Source organism: Pseudomonas sp. H3_D04 (assembly GCF_054669175.1).
The window spans coordinates 1,464,239-1,484,273 of the sequence record NZ_CP162801.1 but is presented as its reverse complement, the minus strand read 5'-3'; the positions used below and the strand labels follow the sequence as shown (position 1 = coordinate 1,484,273).

Annotated in this window: 22 protein-coding genes; 15 read left to right on the top strand and 7 right to left on the bottom strand. The window is 57.0% G+C overall.

What is annotated here, in order from left to right; all coding sequences use genetic code 11:
• Positions 1–287 precede the first annotated feature (287 nt).
• The 4 genes from AB4N91_RS07035 to AB4N91_RS07020 all read right to left on the bottom strand — a co-directional run bounded on the left by AB4N91_RS07035 (position 288) and on the right by AB4N91_RS07020 (position 4,147).
• Positions 288–851: a DUF1254 domain-containing protein gene (locus AB4N91_RS07035; protein WP_154912794.1), complete on the bottom strand. Its 564-nt coding sequence runs from the start codon at positions 849–851 to the stop codon at positions 288–290.
• Between the two features lie 142 nt (positions 852–993).
• Positions 994–2,565, bottom strand: a complete 1,572-nt coding sequence (locus tag AB4N91_RS07030) for a sensor domain-containing diguanylate cyclase (protein ID WP_154912795.1) — start codon at positions 2,563–2,565, stop codon at positions 994–996.
• Positions 2,566–2,630: 65 nt separating this feature from the next.
• Entirely contained in the window at positions 2,631–3,422 is a 792-nt protein-coding gene (locus tag AB4N91_RS07025) for an aldolase (RefSeq protein WP_154912796.1), read from the bottom strand.
• A 20-nt stretch (positions 3,423–3,442) separates the two neighbouring features.
• Positions 3,443–4,147: a haloacid dehalogenase type II gene (locus AB4N91_RS07020; protein WP_154912797.1), complete on the bottom strand. Its 705-nt coding sequence runs from the start codon at positions 4,145–4,147 to the stop codon at positions 3,443–3,445.
• A gap of 108 nt (positions 4,148–4,255) precedes the next feature.
• On the opposite strand from AB4N91_RS07020, the gene AB4N91_RS07015 reads away from it, so the two are divergent.
• On the top strand, positions 4,256–5,104 hold the full coding sequence (locus tag AB4N91_RS07015) for a LysR substrate-binding domain-containing protein (RefSeq protein WP_460112209.1): 849 nt from the start codon (positions 4,256–4,258) through the stop codon (positions 5,102–5,104).
• Positions 5,105–5,214: 110 nt separating this feature from the next.
• Positions 5,215–5,682 carry a hypothetical protein gene (locus tag AB4N91_RS07010; protein WP_077750256.1) on the top strand — a complete coding sequence of 156 codons (468 nt, stop codon included), beginning with the start codon at positions 5,215–5,217 and terminating at the stop codon, positions 5,680–5,682.
• A gap of 71 nt (positions 5,683–5,753) precedes the next feature.
• On the opposite strand, the gene AB4N91_RS07005 is transcribed toward AB4N91_RS07010, so the two are convergent.
• Complete coding sequence (locus AB4N91_RS07005) at positions 5,754–7,505, bottom strand: L,D-transpeptidase family protein (protein WP_169856852.1); 1,752 nt, start codon at positions 7,503–7,505, stop codon at positions 5,754–5,756.
• Positions 7,506–7,586: 81 nt separating this feature from the next.
• Between AB4N91_RS07005 and AB4N91_RS07000 the strand changes: the two genes are divergently transcribed.
• The 9 genes from AB4N91_RS07000 (at position 7,587) to AB4N91_RS06960 (ending at position 14,740) form a co-directional block, all read left to right on the top strand.
• Positions 7,587–8,291 (top strand): murein L,D-transpeptidase catalytic domain family protein, encoded by a 705-nt coding sequence (locus tag AB4N91_RS07000; RefSeq protein WP_154912799.1) that lies wholly within the window; start codon positions 7,587–7,589, stop codon positions 8,289–8,291.
• Positions 8,292–8,450: 159 nt separating this feature from the next.
• Positions 8,451–10,151: a copper resistance system multicopper oxidase gene (locus AB4N91_RS06995; RefSeq protein ID WP_169856850.1), complete on the top strand. Its 1,701-nt coding sequence runs from the start codon at positions 8,451–8,453 to the stop codon at positions 10,149–10,151.
• A 10-nt stretch (positions 10,152–10,161) separates the two neighbouring features.
• Positions 10,162–11,049, top strand: coding sequence for a copper resistance protein B (locus tag AB4N91_RS06990; protein ID WP_042932716.1), 888 nt, complete (start codon positions 10,162–10,164; stop codon positions 11,047–11,049).
• Positions 11,050–11,104: 55 nt separating this feature from the next.
• Positions 11,105–11,476 carry a copper homeostasis periplasmic binding protein CopC gene (gene copC / locus AB4N91_RS06985; protein ID WP_010456110.1) on the top strand — a complete coding sequence of 124 codons (372 nt, stop codon included), beginning with the start codon at positions 11,105–11,107 and terminating at the stop codon, positions 11,474–11,476.
• A 3-nt stretch (positions 11,477–11,479) separates the two neighbouring features.
• Complete coding sequence (gene copD, locus AB4N91_RS06980; protein WP_460112208.1) at positions 11,480–12,415, top strand: copper homeostasis membrane protein CopD; 936 nt, start codon at positions 11,480–11,482, stop codon at positions 12,413–12,415.
• A gap of 85 nt (positions 12,416–12,500) precedes the next feature.
• Entirely contained in the window at positions 12,501–12,893 is a 393-nt protein-coding gene (locus AB4N91_RS06975) for a hypothetical protein (protein ID WP_083376260.1), read from the top strand.
• 104 nt (positions 12,894–12,997) lie between these two features.
• Positions 12,998–13,420 (top strand): hypothetical protein, encoded by a 423-nt coding sequence (locus tag AB4N91_RS06970; protein ID WP_083376259.1) that lies wholly within the window; start codon positions 12,998–13,000, stop codon positions 13,418–13,420.
• A gap of 98 nt (positions 13,421–13,518) precedes the next feature.
• On the top strand, positions 13,519–13,788 hold the full coding sequence (locus AB4N91_RS06965) for a heavy-metal-associated domain-containing protein (protein ID WP_010456118.1): 270 nt from the start codon (positions 13,519–13,521) through the stop codon (positions 13,786–13,788).
• Positions 13,789–13,948: 160 nt separating this feature from the next.
• Positions 13,949–14,740 (top strand): transporter substrate-binding domain-containing protein, encoded by a 792-nt coding sequence (locus AB4N91_RS06960; RefSeq protein WP_427700794.1) that lies wholly within the window; start codon positions 13,949–13,951, stop codon positions 14,738–14,740.
• A 133-nt stretch (positions 14,741–14,873) separates the two neighbouring features.
• Here AB4N91_RS06960 and AB4N91_RS06955 read toward each other — a convergent pair whose 3' ends face one another.
• Complete coding sequence (locus AB4N91_RS06955; RefSeq protein ID WP_077750262.1) at positions 14,874–15,074, bottom strand: hypothetical protein; 201 nt, start codon at positions 15,072–15,074, stop codon at positions 14,874–14,876.
• Between the two features lie 243 nt (positions 15,075–15,317).
• Here AB4N91_RS06955 and dusA point away from each other — a divergent pair, with 243 nt between their 5' ends.
• On the top strand, positions 15,318–16,313 hold the full coding sequence (dusA, locus tag AB4N91_RS06950) for a tRNA dihydrouridine(20/20a) synthase DusA (protein ID WP_154912803.1): 996 nt from the start codon (positions 15,318–15,320) through the stop codon (positions 16,311–16,313).
• A 53-nt stretch (positions 16,314–16,366) separates the two neighbouring features.
• Here dusA and AB4N91_RS06945 read toward each other — a convergent pair whose 3' ends face one another.
• Positions 16,367–17,200: an undecaprenyl-diphosphate phosphatase gene (locus tag AB4N91_RS06945; protein WP_077748253.1), complete on the bottom strand. Its 834-nt coding sequence runs from the start codon at positions 17,198–17,200 to the stop codon at positions 16,367–16,369.
• Between the two features lie 499 nt (positions 17,201–17,699).
• Here AB4N91_RS06945 and AB4N91_RS06940 point away from each other — a divergent pair, with 499 nt between their 5' ends.
• Genes AB4N91_RS06940 through AB4N91_RS06930 form a run of 3 tightly spaced genes read left to right on the top strand, consistent with a single transcriptional unit; the run spans position 17,700 to position 19,949 of the window.
• Positions 17,700–18,440, top strand: coding sequence for a winged helix-turn-helix domain-containing protein (locus AB4N91_RS06940; protein ID WP_010456243.1), 741 nt, complete (start codon positions 17,700–17,702; stop codon positions 18,438–18,440).
• Between the two features lie 28 nt (positions 18,441–18,468).
• A complete protein-coding gene (locus AB4N91_RS06935) occupies positions 18,469–19,230 on the top strand; it encodes an EAL domain-containing protein (protein ID WP_010456245.1) in 762 nt (253 codons plus the stop codon).
• A gap of 29 nt (positions 19,231–19,259) precedes the next feature.
• A complete protein-coding gene (locus AB4N91_RS06930; RefSeq protein ID WP_010456247.1) occupies positions 19,260–19,949 on the top strand; it encodes a winged helix-turn-helix domain-containing protein in 690 nt (229 codons plus the stop codon).
• The last annotated feature ends 86 nt before the right edge of the window (positions 19,950–20,035 follow it).

The following is a 20,035-nucleotide window of genomic DNA, read 5'->3' as shown; positions in this document are numbered from 1 at the left end:
GGCTCAATCATGACCCCCAACAACTATCCGGACCAACCCTCTGGGCGATATACCCCTGAGCGGGGCACAGGCGGAGACGGATCGTCCAGAGAGGGCAATGGTGGAAATGCCGGTGCCAGCGGCTCGGGTGCAGGCGGCGGCACGGGAGCTGCTGGTGGGGGAACCGGCGGTGCGGGAGGCGGGACTGGCAGCTGGACACGTAGAAGCAGCCAATGAGGTGAAATCGTCGGCGGCTTTCTATTGAGTGCACTTAACGTAACAGCCCTGAACGCCGAGGGTATCGGCGCTCATCGACCCGCCGTGACCACTGGAGCATGGATAGCGACCGGCTCGGCTTTTTTACCAATCTGCGACAACGGCGTCACGGTGTAGCCCGCCTGAATCCTGTTCACCGTCGCATAGTCAACCATCCCGCCGACGTCGGTGCGACCGACGACCCAGACAAAGGGCGTGGACACCGGCAAATGATTCAGCCCGGCCGGCACCGTTCCTGTCCATCCCGGTGGCGTCACCAGAAACTCACCGGCCTGTGTGCCCGTCGCATACCCACCCGGCGAGACGAGAACATCGCTCCACATGTCGAGCATCGGCAACACGTATAAACGCCCGGCGGTGTCCGGCGCGGTAATCACCAGCGGCTCCTGGGTCAAATCGAGCCAGGCAATGGAATACAACGTGTCGACGTTCGACTGCACCACCTCTTTGAAATCTTCGGATGGGTACTGCGGCACAGTCACAAAGGCGTTGGCTTCTTGCGGCGTGACTTTCGATTGAGCCTGGCTGACCTGCGGCCAAACAATGGAAACTGCGAGGGTTAAAGCAACGGCTGTCAATGCTCGAGTTATCAACATTTTGGCGATCGTCCGTGCTGTGGGGAGCCCCGCCGGGTTCGGCAGGGCTACCGGAACTCTAGACGATGAAAACAGACGGATCTGACAGGTAGACAGACGGACAAGCGACTGTTGCAGGGCTGAAACAACGGCGCAAAGTGTCTCAACGGTCTGAGCGCATCAACGCCTCCACACCGCCCTCAAGCGACAACACGGCCGAACGGTTTCGACCCGAATGCTTGGCCTGATAAAGCGCCGCATCCGCTCGTTCGATGAACAGTTCGATGCTGTCACGCCCGGTCGGCACGAACGCGTAACAGCCAAGACTGACCGTCACATATCCCGTGGGTGAACCGTTGTGGGTGATGTTCTTGTCCATGACGCTGCGGCGGATCTGTTCGGCAATCACCAACGCACCGTGAATGTCGGTGTCAGGCAGCAGCACCGCAAACTCCTCGCCGCCATAACGCACCGCCAGGTCTGCTTTGCGGTGGCAGCAACCCTTGACCGCACGCGCCACTTCCGCCAGGCAGTGGTCCCCTGCGACGTGGCCGTAAGCATCGTTGTAGCGTTTGAAGTAATCGATATCGAGCATGATCAGGCTCAGCGAACTCGACTGCCGGGCGCCTCGGCCAAACTCGATGTCCAGCGCCTGCTCGAACAGTCGGCGATTGGCCAGGCCCGTCAGGCTGTCATGAGTCGCGATCAGCTTCAGTGCTTCCTTGGCCTTGCGCAAATCGGCCTCGACCCGTACGCCGACGCGCACCTGGCGAACGAACACCCAACCGAACAGACCGACACCCAGCACCACCAAGGCAACGATGACGCAGGATTGAAATGCGGTGTCGTACCAATCCTTGAGAATCGAATCCCTGGACGATGCCGCCGAGACCACCAGCGGATAGGCGTCGAGTTGACGGTAGCCATACAAACGTACAACGCCATCGATCACCGAGCTGATCATCGCGTTGCCGGCGGGCGCGTTGGGCAAGAGTTTATGAAAGATTTCGCCCTTGGCCAGGGATGTGCCGATCTGTGATTCCACAAACGGCCTTCGCGCCAGCAACGTGCCGTCGGTCAGCGCCAAAAACATCGAGCCGTTGTCATCGATGCTGAAGCTTTTGAAGAACTGATCGAAATAGGCCATTTTGATTCCGGCCAACACCACGCCCTGGAAGTTGCCGTTCTTGTCGTTCACCCGTTTGGAGAGCGGAATGATCCACTCTCCATTTTCCCGACTGCGAACCGCCGGCCCTATGTGCGCGAGGGTGGATGCGTTCTGCTGGTGGAACGTGAAGTACTCTCGATCCGACACGCCCGGACCGCGGGTCAAATCATCGAACGACGTCACGACCCACTGCCCTTGCTTGTCGAACAGAAATATCCCGTGCAATTGGTCGAGCGCCTGCGCCCGCCGGGCAAAAGTTTTCTGCAAGCGTGGCTTTTGTGCCGCGCCGTAGCCATCGACCTGAATCCAGTCCACCAGACTGGTCAACACCAGGTCGGCTTTCATGAAGGTGTCTTCGGCCTGCTGTGCCATGGCGCGAGCCAGGTTCGAAGACGCGACTTGCGCCACGTCCAGCGCGTGGCGCCGCGATTGCTCCAGTTGCAGATAAAGCAGACCACAGAGACACAGGCACACCGTCGCGATAAACAGCACCGCTGCCTTGAGCAGAGATAACCGTTTCAAAGCGCCGCCAGGAGTTTGCTGCGGGTCTTGAGTGAGGATAGGCAAAAGCTCGTCCTGTAAGGGCAAGGCATGGGCAAAGGCCCAAAGCCCTTAATTTTTGTGAGCTTAGTCTACCCGCTAGTGCGGGGCAATTGTCCTTTGGCCAGCCGCCGCATCGCACTGTGCAAATGCACCCGAGCACTTTCGGCATCGCCCAGGCGCATTTGCTCGTAGGCCCGCCGGGCAATGTCGTGGGGTACCGGTTTGAGTTCGCGCTGGGTCGCCATGGCTATCAGTTGCACTTGCGCGGCACGCTCCAGGTAGTACAAATCATCCCAGGCTTCGGCGATGGTCGGCCCCGCGACAATCACCCCGTGGTTCTTGAGGAACAAGATGTCGGCGTTGCCCATGACACCGGCGATCCGGTCGCCTTCGGATTCATCGAGGGCCAGGCCGTTGTAGTTTTCGTCCACCGCCGTGCGGCCGTAAAATTTCAGCGCCGTCTGGCCCAACCACAACAACGGCGGACCTTGCAGCAAACACAACGCCGTGGCGTGAGGCATGTGAGTGTGGAACGCCACTTTCACCCTCGGCAGCTGTTTGTGCAGTCGGGCATGGATGTAAAACGCGGTCGCCTCGGGCTGTCCTTCGCCGTCCACGACATTGCCGTGGAAGTCGCACACCAGCAGATTCTGCGCCGTCACCTCGGCGAATGCGTACCCGTAGGGATTCACAAAAAACAGATCATCCCGGCCCGGCACCATCGCCGAAAAATGGTTACAGATGCCCTCCTCCAGGCCATGCAGCGCGGCCAGTTGAAAACACGCAGCCAACTCGGTGCGGGCGGTGATGACGGCATGTGAATCGAGGTTGAGATCGGCATAACGCGCGGAACGCGAACCGCCTGCAAGGGTGTGTGCCATGACGAGGTCTCCGTGTTTTGTTACCAGCCGAGGGATGTGAATAAAGGCACGACCTGATCCAGCGTGCTCAATATCTCATCGGGTCGGTAATCCGGCAGCAATTGCCGACCGGTGCCACGGTCAACCCATACACAACGAAAGTGCATGTCTCGGGCGGCGGTGTGATCCAGTGTCGGGCTGGCGCAGATGTGCACTACTTGATCTCGACTGACACCGAGCTGCTCATGAGCGTAGTCAAACAGGCGCGGATTCGGCTTGTACGCCCCGGCCTGTTGCGCAGTGATGACTCGATCGATATGCCCCCCGAGTTGCGCGACGTTGCCGGCGATGATGTCGTCGTCGGTATTGGAGACGATGCACAGTTTGAAACCCATTGCCTTGAGTTTCGCGAGGGTCTCGATCACCTCAGGGAACGGCGGCATCCGCGGAATCGCGCCGGCCAACCGCTGACTGTCTTCGGGCCGACTCGTCAGCCCCAACTCCTCCAGGGCGAGCTGCAACCCGAGCGTACTCAGTTGGCGAAACGAGCGATGCGGTGGAGTCTGCTCCAGCCGATGTTCATGCCGGTCGTAGACCTCGATGAGGCGATCGGCTTCAACGCTGTGGTCGCCCTTGTCGTGCAGGATGTCGGCGACCACGGCCTTGAGGCCTTCATCCCACTGGATCAACGTGCCGTAACAATCGAAGGTTAGCCATTCGGGACGCGGGGTATTTTCGAGTGTCATGTTTGTATCCTCTGAAGGGGGATCTTCAGATTACGAGCCGCTAGTGATAGTGTGAAATTAAATTAATGTCGATTAGTCAGTAGAAAATCAAATATCAAGGAGATCGCCATGCTTGATCTTGAATTGCTCAAGACCTTCGTCTGCGTGGTCGATGAAGGCAGCTTCACCCGCGCTGCCGAACGCGTGCACCGAACCCAATCCACGGTGAGCCAACAGGTTCGCAAGCTGGAAGTTTTGGTCGGTCATTCCCTGCTCCTGCGTGACCGAACTGGCCAGAACGTCACCGTCACCGAGCATGGCGAACTGCTGATTCACTATGCCCGACGCTTGTTGGCCCTGTCCTCTGAAGCCGTTGAAGCCTTGGCCAGCGACCTGGATCTGGAGATCCTGCGCATCGGCGTACCGGAGGACTTTGATGCGAGGCGTATGGCGCTGATCCTTGCCGGTTTCAATCGCGCCCGCCCGCACGCCCGGCTGGAAACCGTCAGCGGCATGAGCACGGATCTGAAGCAGAAACTCGCATCGGGTGAGATCGACATCGCCTTGGTCAAACGCGAACCGGACAGCGGACCGTGCTGGGCGGCGTGGCCGGAAGTGCTGGTGTGGGTCAAAGGCGCGGGGGTGGACTCGGCCAACGGCGTGTTGCCATTGGCGTTGTTTCCGCAAGGGTGCATTTATCGGCAGCGGGCAATCCGCTTGCTGGACGTGGCACAGCGCCCCTGGCGCGTGGCGTTTGGCAGCCATAGCTTGACCGGTATCCAGGCGGCAGTCGCTTCGGGGCTGGGGGTGTCCGTGCTGCCGGCTTCGGCGGTGTTGCCGGAGCACAGCGTGTGCACCGATTTGCCGGAGTTGCCACCGACGGAGCTGGCGTTGATCAGCCGCGGGGGCGCGTTGACCGGGTTGCAGCGGGATTTGGTGGAGTTTTTGCGGGAGGAGTTGGCGGTCTTGGGCAATTGAGTGTGAATAGAAATGATTTGTCACGCTTGTGTCGCTGACATGACGCAGGGCAAAGCGCGGATAGCAGTGAAGGAGCTACGATTACTCTTACATCACGACAGGGAATCGAAATGAGTAAGGCAGACGAACTCGCGGCGAAGTTGAAACAGACCCGGTCTACCAGCGCAGATCAGATGATCGACAGTTGGCCCGGCCAAGTCTACGAGTTATATGAGCAGATCGAGGCGTGGCTGAAGCCGCTGACTGAGGTAGGCCTGATTCTGCGACGCAATCCGACACATGTCTTCGAGTGCGATTCAGAGGGTGCGACTTTCGATTACGCGATCGACCAGCTTCTGATCGAAGGCAATGAGCACGGCATCACCTTCGACCCTGTTGCGCGCTTCACTGAAGATGGCGCTGGGCGTGTCGAGATTCACTCGACGGGCAAAGAACTCGCGCTGTTGCGCACAGTGGACGCGGATGGCGAGACACATTGGTGGTTGCAGGTGATTGAGCAGGCCGGACAGCAACTGGATGCGGTTGCGTTGACGGAGAACAATTTACTTTCGGTGGTGCAGGAAGGTCTGCAGCTTTAACACCCAGACGAACAACGAAGACAGATCACCCACACCGGAAAGGGGACGGACTTACTATCAAGTCCAATCCCCTACTGCCGCGCCGGTCCCGCCGCCACCACCGATCCCACCGCCGAATGCAAATCCAGCACTGGCATCGGCGACGGCCGATTCAGCGCCCGCAACACCGGCGCATCGTAGCCATACACATCAGGCTTGAACGCCACTCGCCCGTCGCTGCCCAAATCCACGGTCCAGTACGCCAGCAACACCGGCACTTTCACCGGAAGCCGAATGTTCTCGGTCTTGCCGCTGGCCAACTGCTTTTGAATACCTTCGCTGTTCCACCGGACCGGGTCGTTGAACAACAATTCCACAAGCTGCAGCGGATTCTCTACCCGAATGCAGCCCGAGCTGGTCGCGCGGATGGTTTTGGCAAACAACTCGCGGTGCGGTGTGTCGTGGAGGTAAATCGCATAGTCGTTGGGAAAGCGGATCACCACCCGGCCCAGCGAACTGTCAGGCCCGGCGTCCTGGCGCAACGTGAGGCCGCGTGGATTGGTCCAGTCCACACTCGATGGATCGAGCACATTGCCTTCGCGATCAAGCACTCGAATGCGATTGGCGGCGAGGTAGCCGGGGTTGCTCTGGATCTTCGGCAACACATCCTCCTTGAGGATCGTCGGCGGCACTGTCCAGGTCGGGTTAAACGTGATGTAGGTAATCTGCGCCTGGAAGACTGGCGTATTGCGCGCCGCTTTACCGACCTGCACCCGGGATCGCCAGATCGGCACGCCATCGCGGTACATCGCCACCTTGTAGCCGGCGATATCAACGATGACGAATGTGCCCTGGAGTTTGTAGAGCAGCCAACGTGCGCGCTCCATGTTCACGCGGACCTGGTCGATGCGCGCATCAACGGGCACGTTCAGCGCTGCCAGTGTTGTCGCCCCTGCCATGCCGTCCGCACTCAGGTATTGCTCGTTCTGATACTTTTTCACCGCGGCGGTGACGGCGCCGTCGTACTGGGTGCCGTGGATCAATCGCGGATCGAGAAAACCGGCCGCGACCATCCTCGCGCGCAATTGCGCGACCGCCGGTTCGTCCATGCCGGGTTTGAGCGAATGGTCGACAATCACTTTCGGCCAGCCGCCCCGGTCCCGAATGCCGCGCAATTGCGCCAGGGCCTGACGCAAACCGACGTACACCGCTTCTTGCGGCGGTGCCTGGGCAAAAGCCTTGGCCACGTCGTGATTGTCGAGTGCGGCGAAGAAAGCATTGAAGTCGTCACGTGGATCGACGCCATTCGAATCAAAATTCCAGTGAATGTCGAGCCGCGAAGGGTCGACCTTGCCCCGCCGCAACTGCAGCAGCGCGGTGATAAACGTATGCGTGGTCGCCAAATCGAAAGCCGCCCGCTGCTCGGGCGTCACCGGTGTCGTATGCATCGTGGTTTGTGACCGGACCAATTCATCGATATGAAAGTCCGCCGGGGTCAAGCCGTCGGCCTCAGTCGCGTTCAGACTGGCGATCAATTGCGCGACATCGCTGTCATTGGTCCACGCCGCGCGATAGGCACGATGGGTATAAAAATCCATGACCAGACGGCTGACATCCACTCGACGATTGCGTGGTGCGGTCAGCAGCGGCGGAAAAGCGGTTTTCAGCGGTTCAAGCGTGGCCTGAATCGCTTGACCGACGTTATCATCCGCTCCAGCCTCGATAATGGAGGTAGGCGCATTTAGCGGCTCAATCGACGACGTTTGCCCAAGTGCTGTGCCGCTTATCAGAAAGCCCATAAAAAATACGCGGCTTATGACGAATAACCTTGTTAAAAGCACCATGAATAATCCTTAATCCCCCGCATTCAACGCCCGGCTGGCAACGCACTGCTAGACTCGAACTTAACATGATGAGACATCTGTATGGCGCCACTACGTTTTGGCTATCTATTCTCGGCCCTGCTACTGACTGCAATGTCCGTACCGTCAGCCTACGCCGATTCGCTCGCGGCCGCCCTCATCAAAGCGGCCCCGAAAGCTAACGCCAACGTCATCAACCTCGCCGTTCGCGCCTCGCAATGCAGCATCGCTCAAGGCAAAGCGCCTGTCCAAAGACTTGCGGTTATTGATTATTCGCTGCCTTCGACCGAGCAACGTCTATGGGTGTTCGATTTAAAGAAGCGCAAGTTGCTGTTTCATGAACTGGTCGCCCATGGACGCAATAGCGGCGAAAACATGGCCGTCAACTTCTCCAACCAGAATGAAAGCTTCGCCACCAGCCTCGGGTTGTATCGCACCCAGCAGAGCTATGTCGGACAGAACGGTTACTCGCTACGCATGGAAGGCCTGGAGCCGGGTTTCAATGACAACGCGTTTGACCGGGCCATCGTGATTCATGGCGCGCCTTATGTGAGTCCGGTCCTGGCCCGTGCGAATGGACGTATTGGCAGAAGCCTCGGCTGCCCGGCGGTCAGACCCGCGGTTGCTCGTCGGCTGATTGATTCGATGAAGGGAGGCCAACTGTTGTTTTCCTACTATCCGGATCAGCGTTGGTTGAAGTCTTCTTCGTATATCAATTGTGGCAACGGCACGGTGGCTGATACATCCGCGCCAAAAAAACACCTTTAAGAACAGGCGCCCGTCCAGTGGCGCCTGCCTCCTGCTTCACCGCGCCTACATCGGTGAAACTGTCAAAACTGTAATCTCAGCCTCAGCCTTCTGAAAGGCACCGCTCGTTAGCCTCATCGTCAAGCTAGCTCCAAGCTGACGGACGGGGAACACAACGGCATGCATTCCAACACTACAAGACGCACCTTCGTGAAAGGGCTGGCCGCAGGCGGACTGCTGGGTGGCCTCGGCTTATGGCGCACGCCGGTCTGGGCAATCACCAGCCCTGGCGAACCTCAGGTGTTGACGGGCACCGACTTCGATCTGTCGATCGGCGAAACCCCGGTCAACATCACCGGCAACCCGCGCACCGCCATGGCCATCAACGGCGGCATTCCCGGCCCGCTGCTGCGCTGGCGCGAAGGCGACACGGTGACGTTGCGGGTGAGGAACAAGCTCAAGGTCGACACGTCCATTCACTGGCATGGCATCTTGCTGCCGGCCAACATGGACGGCGTACCGGGCCTGAGTTTTCACGGCATCGAACCGGGCGGCCTGTACGTCTATCAATTCACAGTCCGGCAGAACGGCACCTACTGGTATCACAGCCATTCGGGCTTTCAGGAACAGTCCGGCGTTTACGGCCCGCTGGTCATCGATGCCAAGGAGCCAGAGCCATTCCAGTACGACCGCGATTACGTGGTGATGCTGACCGACTGGACCGACGAAACCGCCGTCGGCCTGATGAAGACGCTGAAAAAGCAGTCGGATTACTACAACTATAACAAGCGCACCGTGGGTGATTTCATCCATGACGTCAGCGAAAAAGGTTGGGGAGCCACCGTCGCGGATCGAACGATGTGGGCCGAGATGAAAATGAACCCCACGGACATCGCCGACGTCAGCGGCGCCACTTACACCTACCTGATGAACGGCCAGGCGCCGGACATGAACTGGACCGGTGTATTCCGCCCCGGCGAAAAGCTGCGGCTGCGGTTTATCAATGGCTCCGCCATGAGCTACTTCGACGTGCGCATCCCCGGGCTGAAAATGACGGTAGTCGCAGCCGACGGTTTGCACATCAAACCGGTGAGCGTCGACGAGTTTCGCATCGCAGTGGCAGAGACGTTTGACGTGATTGTCGAGCCGACCGAAGCGGCTTACACGCTGTTCGCGCAATCGATGGATCGCACGGGTTTTGCACGGGGTACGCTGGCAACGAAGCCAGGTTTGTTGGCGCCGATCCCGGCCCTGGACCCTCGACCGTTAGTGACCATGGATGACATGGGCATGGGCGGCATGGACCACAGCAGCATGGGCGATATGGCAGGCATGGATCACAGCAGCATGGCCGGCATGCAGTCTCATCCAGAGACGGAAAAGGACAACCCGCTGGTGGACATGCAAGCCATGTCCACCTCGCCCAAGCTCGACGATCCCGGACTGGGCCTGCGCAACAACGGACGCCGAGTCCTGACCTATTCCGACCTGCGCAGCACCTTCGAAGACCCGGACGGCCGCGAACCCGGCCGCACCATTGAGCTGCACCTCACCGGCCACATGGAGAAATTCGCCTGGTCGTTCAACGGCGTGAAATTCGCTGACGCCGAGCCGCTGCGCCTCAAGTACGGCGAGCGCGTCCGGATTGTGCTGGTCAACGACACGATGATGACCCACCCCATTCACCTGCACGGCATGTGGAGCGACCTCGAAGACGAGAATGGCGAGTTCATGGTGCGCAAACACACCATCGACATGCCGCCCGGCTCCCGGCGCAGCTATCGGGTCACCGCCGATGCGCTCGGCCGCTGGGCCTATCACTGCCATCTCCTGTACCACATGGAAATGGGCATGTTCCGTGAAGTTCGCGTGGAAGAATGAGGCGCATCCCATGACCCGATTGACTCCAATATCTTTAGCACTCGTGACCGCGGGCCTGACGCTCTCTTCGGCAATGGCCGCCACTGACGACATGCAGGGCATGGACCATAGCCAGATGACCGGCATGGACCACAGCCAGATGCAAAGCATGGATGACGGCCAGATGCAGCCCGCCGCGCCGACTGAAAGCCGCACGCCGATCCCGACGCTGACCGACGCCGACCGCGCCGCCGTGTATGCCAGCCCGACCGGCCACGGCGTGCATGACACCGCACTCAACTATTATTTCCTTGCCGACAAACTCGAATGGCAGGACGCGGACAACGGCAGCGTCCTGGCCTGGGATCTGTCAGGCTGGATCGGCGGCGACATCGACCGTCTGTGGCTGCGCTCCGAAGGCGAACGCACCAACGGCAAGACCGAAGACGCCGAAATCCAGGCCCTGTGGGGCCATGCGATCTCCCCATGGTGGGACGTGGTGAGTGGCGTGCGCCAGGATTTCAAACCCGGTGCCCCACAAACCTGGGCCGCCTTCGGTGTGCAAGGCATGGCGCTTTACAACTTTGAAACCGAAGCCACGGCCTTCATCGGTGAGGGCGGCCAAACCGCTGCACGACTGGAAGGCGACTACGACATCCTGTTGACCAATCGGCTGATTCTGCAGCCGACCGCCGAACTCAACTTCTATGGCAAAAACGATCCACAGCGGGGTATCGGCTCCGGCTTATCCAACACCGAGGCCGGCCTGCGGCTGCGCTACGAAATCCGCCGGGAGTTCGCGCCCTATATTGGCGTGACCTGGAACCGCACTTACGGCAAAACCGCCGATTACGCCAATGATGAAGGTGAGGATCGCAGCGAAGCGCGCCTGGTCCTCGGCGTTCGGCTGTGGTTTTAAACGCTTCAACTCAAAAAACCAAAAACCAACCGTTGAAAACGGTAAGAGGCCTCGCATGCGCATGATCAAAACCACCGTTGTTGCCCTGGGACTGCTGCTGAGCACATTCGCTCAAGCCCATCCGAAATTACTGTCCTCCACCCCCGCTGAAGGTGCAGTAGGCGCAGCACCCGCCAAAATCGAACTGCACTTTTCCGAAAATCTCATGACCCAGTTTTCCGGCGCGAAACTGGTCATGACCGAAATGCCCGGCATGGCCCACGCCCCCATGCCGATGAAAGCCAAAGTCTCCGGCGGCGGCGACCCGAAAACCATGGTTATCACCCCGCTTTCGCCACTGCCCATCGGCACCTACAAAGTCGAATGGCGCGCGGTGTCTTCGGACACTCACCCGATTACCGGCAATGTTACGTTCAAAGTGAAATGATGAATGAGCGACTCGATCGGCATTGCCCTGCGGTTTGGCTTGTATGTGGATTTGATGCTGCTGTTGGGCTTGCCGCTGTTTGGGTTGTACAGCCTTAAAGGGCGGGAACGCGTGTCGGGCGCGGTGTTGCCGTTTCGGTTGATGCTGGCGGGAACGGCGGCGCTTGGGTTGCTGTTGTCTATTGCGAGCATGGTAGTGATGGCGGGCGCCATGAGCGGTGAAACGGACTTTGCCGAGTTACGTCCACACCTCGAGATGATGGTGTTGGAAACGGACATGGGCCTGGCCTGGGTCGTGCGTATCGTCGCACTGGTTGTTGGTGGATTGGCGGTGATGCTCAATCATCGTGCCCCTGGCGTTGGCTTGCTGGTTGCGACGATTGCTGGCGGTATCGCCCTCGCCTCTCTCGCCTGGAACGGACATGGCGCGATGGATGAAGGCATCCGCCGTGTCTGGCATTTCACCACCGACATCCTGCACTTGCTGGCCGCAGGAGTGTGGCTGGGAGCGCTAGTGGCGCTTGCGTTGATGGCGAAAGCCAATGTTCTGCAAACCGAAGAGCGCATCCGGCTGCTGGCCCGCGCAGTGACAAAGTTTGAACTGGTGGGCGCGTTGATTGTGGTCGTCATCACCGTCACGGGTGTTGTGAACTACCTCTTCATCGTTGGGCTGGAGCTTGATGACTTATTTCTAAGCACCTACGGGATTTTGCTGTTTATCAAAGTCACCTTGTTTGCAGGGATGCTGGTGCTCGCCGCGTTGAACCGGTTTCACCTTGGACCGTTTTTGCAGAGGTCGTTGCGCAACGGGCAGTATTGGGTAGCGGCGAATGCACTGCGGCGCAGTGTGGTGTTGGAGTTGGCTGCGGCCGTTCTGATTGTTGGGCTGGTGGCCTGGCTGGGGACGTTGAGTCCAGAGATGGAAATGGCCGCGGAGTAACGTAAAGGGCGCCACTTGATATAGATCAACGACAGCCCCCTACACAGGGCTACGCTCAAAATAACCCTCAGATCGGATACCAGACATGCACGGGCTCCGCACCCATCTACCGCTGCTGATCCGCCAAGTGCTCGCACTGTGGCTGTTAGCCTTTGCGGTAGCGGCGAGCCAGGGTTGTCTTAGCCTGCCGCCCCATGATCTGAACGCCGCCCATGAAATCACCAGCAGCGCTGGCCATGACAATAGTCATGAGCAGCATGCCAGCAGCTGCCTGCAATACTGCGAACACAGCGCCACAGCACTGCCCCCCGCACAGACCTTGCCCACCTTCGAACACGCCCTTTGGGCCGTCCTGTTTCTGCTGCCTGCGCTGATTCTGAGTGTCCGCTCCCAGACTCCGTTCGCGTTTCTCACCTTACACCGACCGGCGCCACCCCGGCCGCCAGCGCGCCTGCGCTTCGTTCGCTTCAACGATTAAAACCATTCTCCGAGCGTCCGGAGTTCCGGCCGCCCCTCCTTTGGCTTCGCCTCTTTAGCGCGGCTCAATAGTTCCTGTACGTCCCTGACTCACTGGAGATTGCCATGCATACGCACTTCAAAGCACTCGTCGCCGCACTGCTCATCAGTAGCCCATTGGTTGCTATGGCCGTCGAGGAGCATCAACCCGACACACCGCCAACCACACCGGCCACCGCCACCGCCGCCACCACCACGCAAAACAAGGCCATGAGCGAACAGATGGAAAAAATGCAGGCGGCCCACGAAAAAATGATCGCCGCCAAAACCCCGGCCGAACGCCAGGCCGCCATGCAAGAAGGCATGGCCACGATGAAGGACAGCATGGGCATGATGCACAACCATTGCCAAGGCATGGGCATGGGCATGGGTATGGGTATGGGCAAAGGCATGTCCGGCGACAAGAACCACTCAGAACAGATGATGGACATGATGATGAAAATGATGGAACAGCAGTCGAGCATGATGAAGATGCCGATGGCGCAGTAACCGCCTGAAAGAAGCACTTGACCTTGCCATCGTGGCAAGGTCAACCATCGAACCCTGTCATCACACCACCGCCACTCATGGCGAAAGAGGTTTACGCAATGAACGGTACAGAATTGCAAGTCGAAGGCATGAGCTGCGGCAGTTGCGTCAAACACGTCAACGCGGCGTTGCTGCCATTGGCCGGGGTTGGTGAAGTGACTGTCGACCTGGCGTCTGGCCGGGTCAAAGTGACCGGGGACATCGACAGCGATGTCCTGTTATCGGCACTGAATGAGGCAGGGTATCCAGCAAGCGTGTTGAAGGGTGAACGCCCCCAAAGCGTCGAGAAAAAGTCGGGGTGCGGCGGCTCCAGTTGCTGCTGTCACTGAGTCCGAACGGCCAGGATGACATCGAGGCCAGACCGCATTTTGCAAACACAACAATGGGCGCTCCCACAATGAGCGCCCTTTTTCGTCGTGGATAGCAGCCGGGAAACTGTTTCACTACACTCCACTTTTTCTAACCCACCCGGATAAAAGCCCGCCAAAAATGAAAACCATAAAATGCACAATGATGCTCGGTGGCCTGCTCGCTCTATCCTTCGGCGCTCAGGCACAGGACGGCCCTTCGCATCTGGACAGCATCATCCAGCAAAACCAACTGCGCGTGTGTACGACGGGCGACTACAAACCCTATACCTCCAAAGCCGAGAACGGCGAGTACTCGGGGATCGACATCGCCATGGCCCGCACATTGGCCGACAGCCTCGGCGTCAAGGTTGAGTGGGTGCAGACCACGTGGAAAACGCTGATGCCCGACATGCTGGCCGGCAAGTGCGACATCGGCGTCGGCGGCATCTCGGTCACCCTGGAACGCCAGAAAAAAGCCTTCTTCAGTACCACACTGGATGTCGACGGCAAAATCCCGTTAGTGCGCTGCGAAGATCAGGCCCTGTACCAGACCGTCGAACAAATCAACCAGCCTTCGGTTCGCTTGGTTGAACCGGCCGGTGGCACCAACGAAGCGTTTGTCCACGCGTTTCTGCCCAAGGCGCAATTGAGCCTTCACGACAACGTGACGATCTTCCAGGAGCTGCTGGATAGGAGGGCTGACGTGATGATTACCGATGCGTCGGAAGCGTTGTATCAGCAGAAACTTAAACCCGGGTTGTGCGCGGTTAACCCGAGCCAGTTCATGCAGTACGGCGAGAAGGCTTACTTGCTGCCCCGCGATGACATGACCTGGAAGTTATACGTCGACCAATGGCTGCACCTGGCCAAGGTGACCGGTAACTATCAGAAAGTCCTGAGCGAGTGGATAGCAACGCCCGCCCCCAAATAACCGCCACACATCGTTCCACGCAAGCGCTGGCGAAGCCGCGTCCAGCTGAGAAACAGTCCCTCATTCAGCACTCGCGGTACATCAGGTAACAACGCGCCCCGACGGAAACATCTTCCGTCGGGGGCATTACGCCTTAGTCGTCGCGGAGCAACCCTGAGCTGTACTCGCTGAAATTGCTACCGATAGCGCTTCCGCCAAGGTTCAACTTGTTGGCGCCATGGCCGTCGAACGATTGGCAGCCATCTGAAAAACAGGTGCTGGTGCTGACGCCTGAGCAGGCGCTTAACAGCAAGGCACTCGTGATCATCATGACTTTGAAGAGATTTGAGATCATTTTTCAGGTTCCTGGGGGGCTGGAAGCTTGGCAGTTCGACTACGCCTCATCCTAGGACGCCAATTCGTCAGACATTATGAAACTTGGCTGGGCGACAGGATTGGTTCAGCCAAGGCGGTTTCTTGAGGCAAAAAAGGCGCTCTGTTCTGCTGCAACGCCACCCCAGTAAGACTCGTCTCCACCTCAAAAGCCCATTCCTGATAAACTCTCCCACCTCCCAGCCCCATCGATTCCAGACCCCCAATGCCCCCAATCACCGCCACACCCGCCCCGCTCTCCCGCCGTTTCTCCGTGGCGCCGATGATGGATTGGACTGACCGCCACTGCCGTTTTTTCCTACGTTTACTATCGAAAAACGCCCTCCTCTACACCGAAATGGTCACCACCGGCGCGCTCCTCAACGGCGATCACGACCGCTTCCTCCGTCACAACGAAGCCGAACACCCGTTGGCCCTGCAACTCGGCGGCAGCGTCCCTCTCGACTTGGCCGCCTGCGCCCGTATGGCTCAGGACCACGGTTACGACGAGGTGAATCTCAATGTCGGCTGCCCGAGTGATCGGGTGCAGAACAATATGATCGGCGCGTGCCTGATGGGGCATCCGCAGCTGGTGGCGGATTGTGTGAAGGCGATGCGCGATGCGGTGTCGATTCCGGTGACGGTGAAACATCGGATCGGGATTAATGGGCGGGACAGTTACGAGGAATTGGTTGATTTTGTTGGCACGGTTCGGGATGCAGGGTGCACGAGTTTTACGGTACATGCGCGGATTGCGATTCTGGAGGGCTTATCGCCGAAAGAGAACCGTGACATTCCGCCCCTGCGTTATGACGTGGCGGCGCGGTTGAAGGCGGACTTTCCGGAGTTGGAGATTGTTCTTAACGGCGGGATCAAGACGCTGGAAGCCTGTCACGCGCATTTGCAAACGTTTGACGGTGTGATGTTGGGCCGTGAGGCGTATCACAATCCTTATGTGATGGCTGAGGTGGATCAGCAATTGTTCGGCAGTACGGCGCCGGTGATTAGCCGGGCGGAGGCGCTGGCGAAGTTGCGGCCTTATATAGCGGCGCATATTGATGCGGGCGGTTCGATGCACCATATCACCCGGCACGTGCTGGGGCTGGGCACCGGGTTCCCGGGGGCACGCAAGTTTCGGCAGTTGTTGTCGGTGGATATCCACAAGGCTAAAGAGCCTTTGGCGTTGCTGGATCAGGCAGCTGAGTTGCTTGAAGGGCGTTAATCCGTTTTATCTTTTAAATACCAGGCTGGTGGGTCCGCAGCCTGGTTCACGTGTCAGAGCGCTGCTGCTTCAGTCCAATTAACCCAACCGAATGCCCATGTGGCCAGGATCACCAGACCGAATGCAATTCGGTAACAGGCGAACGCGGCGTAGCTGTGGCTGGCGATAAACTTGAGCAAGCCGCGCACGGCGATCATGGCGAAAAAGAACGCGGTGACGAAGCCTAAGGTGAAGACTGGCAGGTCGCCAGCCTGGAACAGATCCCGATATTTGTAGCCTGAGTAGACGGCGGCACCGACCATGGTTGGCATGGCCAGAAAGAACGAGAACTCGGTGGCTGCCTTGCGCGACAGTCCAAATAGCAACCCACCGATAATGGTCGATCCTGAGCGTGAGGTGCCCGGTATCATCGCCAGGCATTGAGCGAACCCGACCTTTAACGCGTCGGTCCAACGCATGTCGTCAACATGGTCGACATACACCCTATGTTCCCGCCGCTCAGCCCACAACATAACGATACCGCCCACTACCAATGCCACCGCCACGGTGATTGGATTGAACAGATATTCGTGAATCTTATCGGCGAACAATACACCTAATACAACGGCAGGCATAAAGCTGATCAATAAGTTCAAGGTAAACCGTTGCGCATTACGTTGGGTTGGCAAGCCTGTGACGATCTCGAGGATCTTTCGCCGAAACTCCCAGACCACGGCCAGGATGGCCCCAAGTTGAATGATGATATTGAAAGCCATGGCACGCTCACCGCCGAAGCCGAGCAGGTCCGCGACAATGATTTGGTGCCCTGTACTTGATATGGGTAAAAACTCTGTCAGCCCTTCCACCACGCCTAAAATCAATACCGTTACGGTAGTCCAAAAATCCATTACCCCCCTCATCCACAAAAGCAAAACTGCTGACGAACTGACGATTTTATCGCCAACGAGTCAGTAAAACGCATTCAGACCTGCATTAAAACTCAACGTTAATAATTGTCCATGAATGTCAACATCAACCAGAACGTTACATAACAAGAAAAATCAGCTAGTTCCAAACAAAACACATACTAAAACCGGCACTTAAAGCAGCCTAGTTGTGGTAACTCATTAGGCCTCCATAAAAAATCCAACTAAGGCAGCTTCAACCGCCCACCCAGGCTTATTGAACTGGAAAAGCGGGACATTGCGCGAAAAGATGGCACAATGATGCCTATTTGCCACTGTGCATACCAAGCATCAGGGGCACAAAGGATCTCGCCAGATTGCTCAACAATGTTAAAAAAATTGTGACACCTGCTTGAAAACCCGGGAAATGTTACCAATTGTCAGTCACAAATGAGAATTGGTGCTTTAACATCCAAATGTCAGCACCCAGCCGAGTCAAAGCATGATGCTTACAGGGAAATTAACGAATACCAGCCACAGCCACACAAAGGAGGTGACGGGTATTCTCACCATTGGGCGGACCCATAGTTTAGCTGAGGGTTTCAGGGCATTAGTTGCAAGCTATGTAGCGCATGATATACCCGTTGACACTATGTGCTTCAACAACTTGTTTAGAAAAAATAAGGGTTCCCATTCATACCGTGCAGTATTCATTGTCATTGACAGCCCTCAGGCGTTTGATGAAAGCATCGCCTTGGTGGAAAATATGCGTGCCGATAACCAGGCCCTTATTATCTTTGTAGCCATCACCGGCAAAGGCACCTACAACAAGATGAGATACTATCTTGCCGGCGCCGACCACTGCATTAAATTCAGTACGCTTCCTGAAGATAACCCGGACGTACTTTCCGAGTTTTTTAATAGCGCAGAATGGCACAAGCAACACAGTTTACTCTTGGACCCCACGCGTATGTGCCTGATTGGAGACTATAAAAAACTGGATGTTTCGTTTCCGGAAATGAAAATCCTGGAAGCCTTTGCCGAAACAAGAAATCAAATACTGAGCCATGATGAAATCGCCAGAATCATGGGTCTGAATATAACGTTTTATGACCCAAGGGCCTTGGAAAAATCTATCAGTCGCCTGCGCGGCAAGATAAAAGGCATGTATGGCACCAACGCCATTCAAAGTATTCGTGGGCATGGATATCGTCTCGTCAGGGGTCTCATCTCGACCGCCTGATGATTAATATGCAGGGAGTTATTGCATTATGAACGCAACGATGAGCGCGTCACACATCTATCGTGCGAGTCATTATCTGTCTCGACAATTGATCCTTACTCGTGATGACTGCCCATTTGGCAGCGAGATCAGAATACAGTTTGACGACAGTCCGGCTCAGCCAGCCCACGCATCTTTTGCGGCATCCATGCAGCAGATGAGCGGCATCTACAGTGAAGTGCTCATGCAGACCCGGCTGATTGCCTTTTCGCTGAAAGACCATAATATATCCAGCAAAAACAAATACTTAAGTCGTAGATTTGTCTGCGTCGGACAATCAGACCTCGCCGATTCAGCACTCGCGGAAGAGTTGATACAGTCCAGCGACGCCCTGCACAACTTTGGTCAGACGCTGGTTATCGCTTTCAATGAACTGCCTCTTTCGGCGGTCAGTTTCAGTGAAAAAAAGAAGATTCTCAACAATGTGTATCTGTTGAAAGACCACGGCATAGAAATCGCGTTCGATGGTTACAACATCGACAATGAAAGTATCGAGATCTTTACAACCCTGAATCTTTTCGACTATATCAAGATCCCTCTTTCAACCCTAGACTTAAGCCTTAAACTCACGGGCAACCCCGAATTATTCAATCGTCTCCACGAACGCATGACCATGCTGACCCACACCACTAAAGTCGCCTTCATAGCTGACAGAGTGGAGCATGCCGCGAGCCATATACTGGCGCGCGCGCTGCCGTTTGAATACTTTCAAGGGAGCCATTACTCCCCTGCCGACAACCTTTTGAATTAAAAACTGAGTATGCCCTTCAGGAGAGAGACATGGAAAGCAGTACACCCCTCCCCAGAAAATATTTTGTCGTCGTTACTCACAGCCCGGCATTACAACTAGAGCTTGAGGCATTATTATCGAGCGAGCGATATAACTCATTTGGTACGTCGCAGGCAAAGATGTTTGTCGAGGGTGTTGCCCTACCCTCATCCGCCCCTAAACTAATGGAATTTATTTCCCCTCACCTGGACAGAATTGTCCCTCCCGTTATCAGACATGATACACAGCGCATTCTCTCTTCATTCGAATCCGAGTGGCGAGCGGCCCAGTCCGATACGCGGTTCAGCAACATATCCTCACGGGCAGATGAAGACCGGGAAAACACCCAGGATTCACTCCTCAACGAGGCGGTAAAACCGCATTATCCCTATACAGAAGCCTGGCGATTGAGTCATGGCAATGGTGCGTTGATCAAAGATGACGTAGAGGTTGTCTTGACCGGGCTAGAAGCCACACTGGTCAAGAAAATGCTGCACCATGATGAGCGAGTCGTAAGTAAAGATGATCTTATTCGGAGCATCGGCAGAGAACCCGAGCATTATCGAGGCCTGGAAATGTGCTTGAGCAGGCTACAGGAAAAGTTCAAGAGTGCCAGCAATGGTGAACGTTTGTTCCGGGCCGTGAGGAATCGTGGCTATTGCCTGATTCAAAAAATAGTACGGGGGAAAAGCCTCACCTGAATCAATAAGATTGATCGCAATGGTAGTGCATACAAAAACAAAAAAGCACCCCACCATTTCACCCTCAGCCCCCTCCCCCTCCGCAG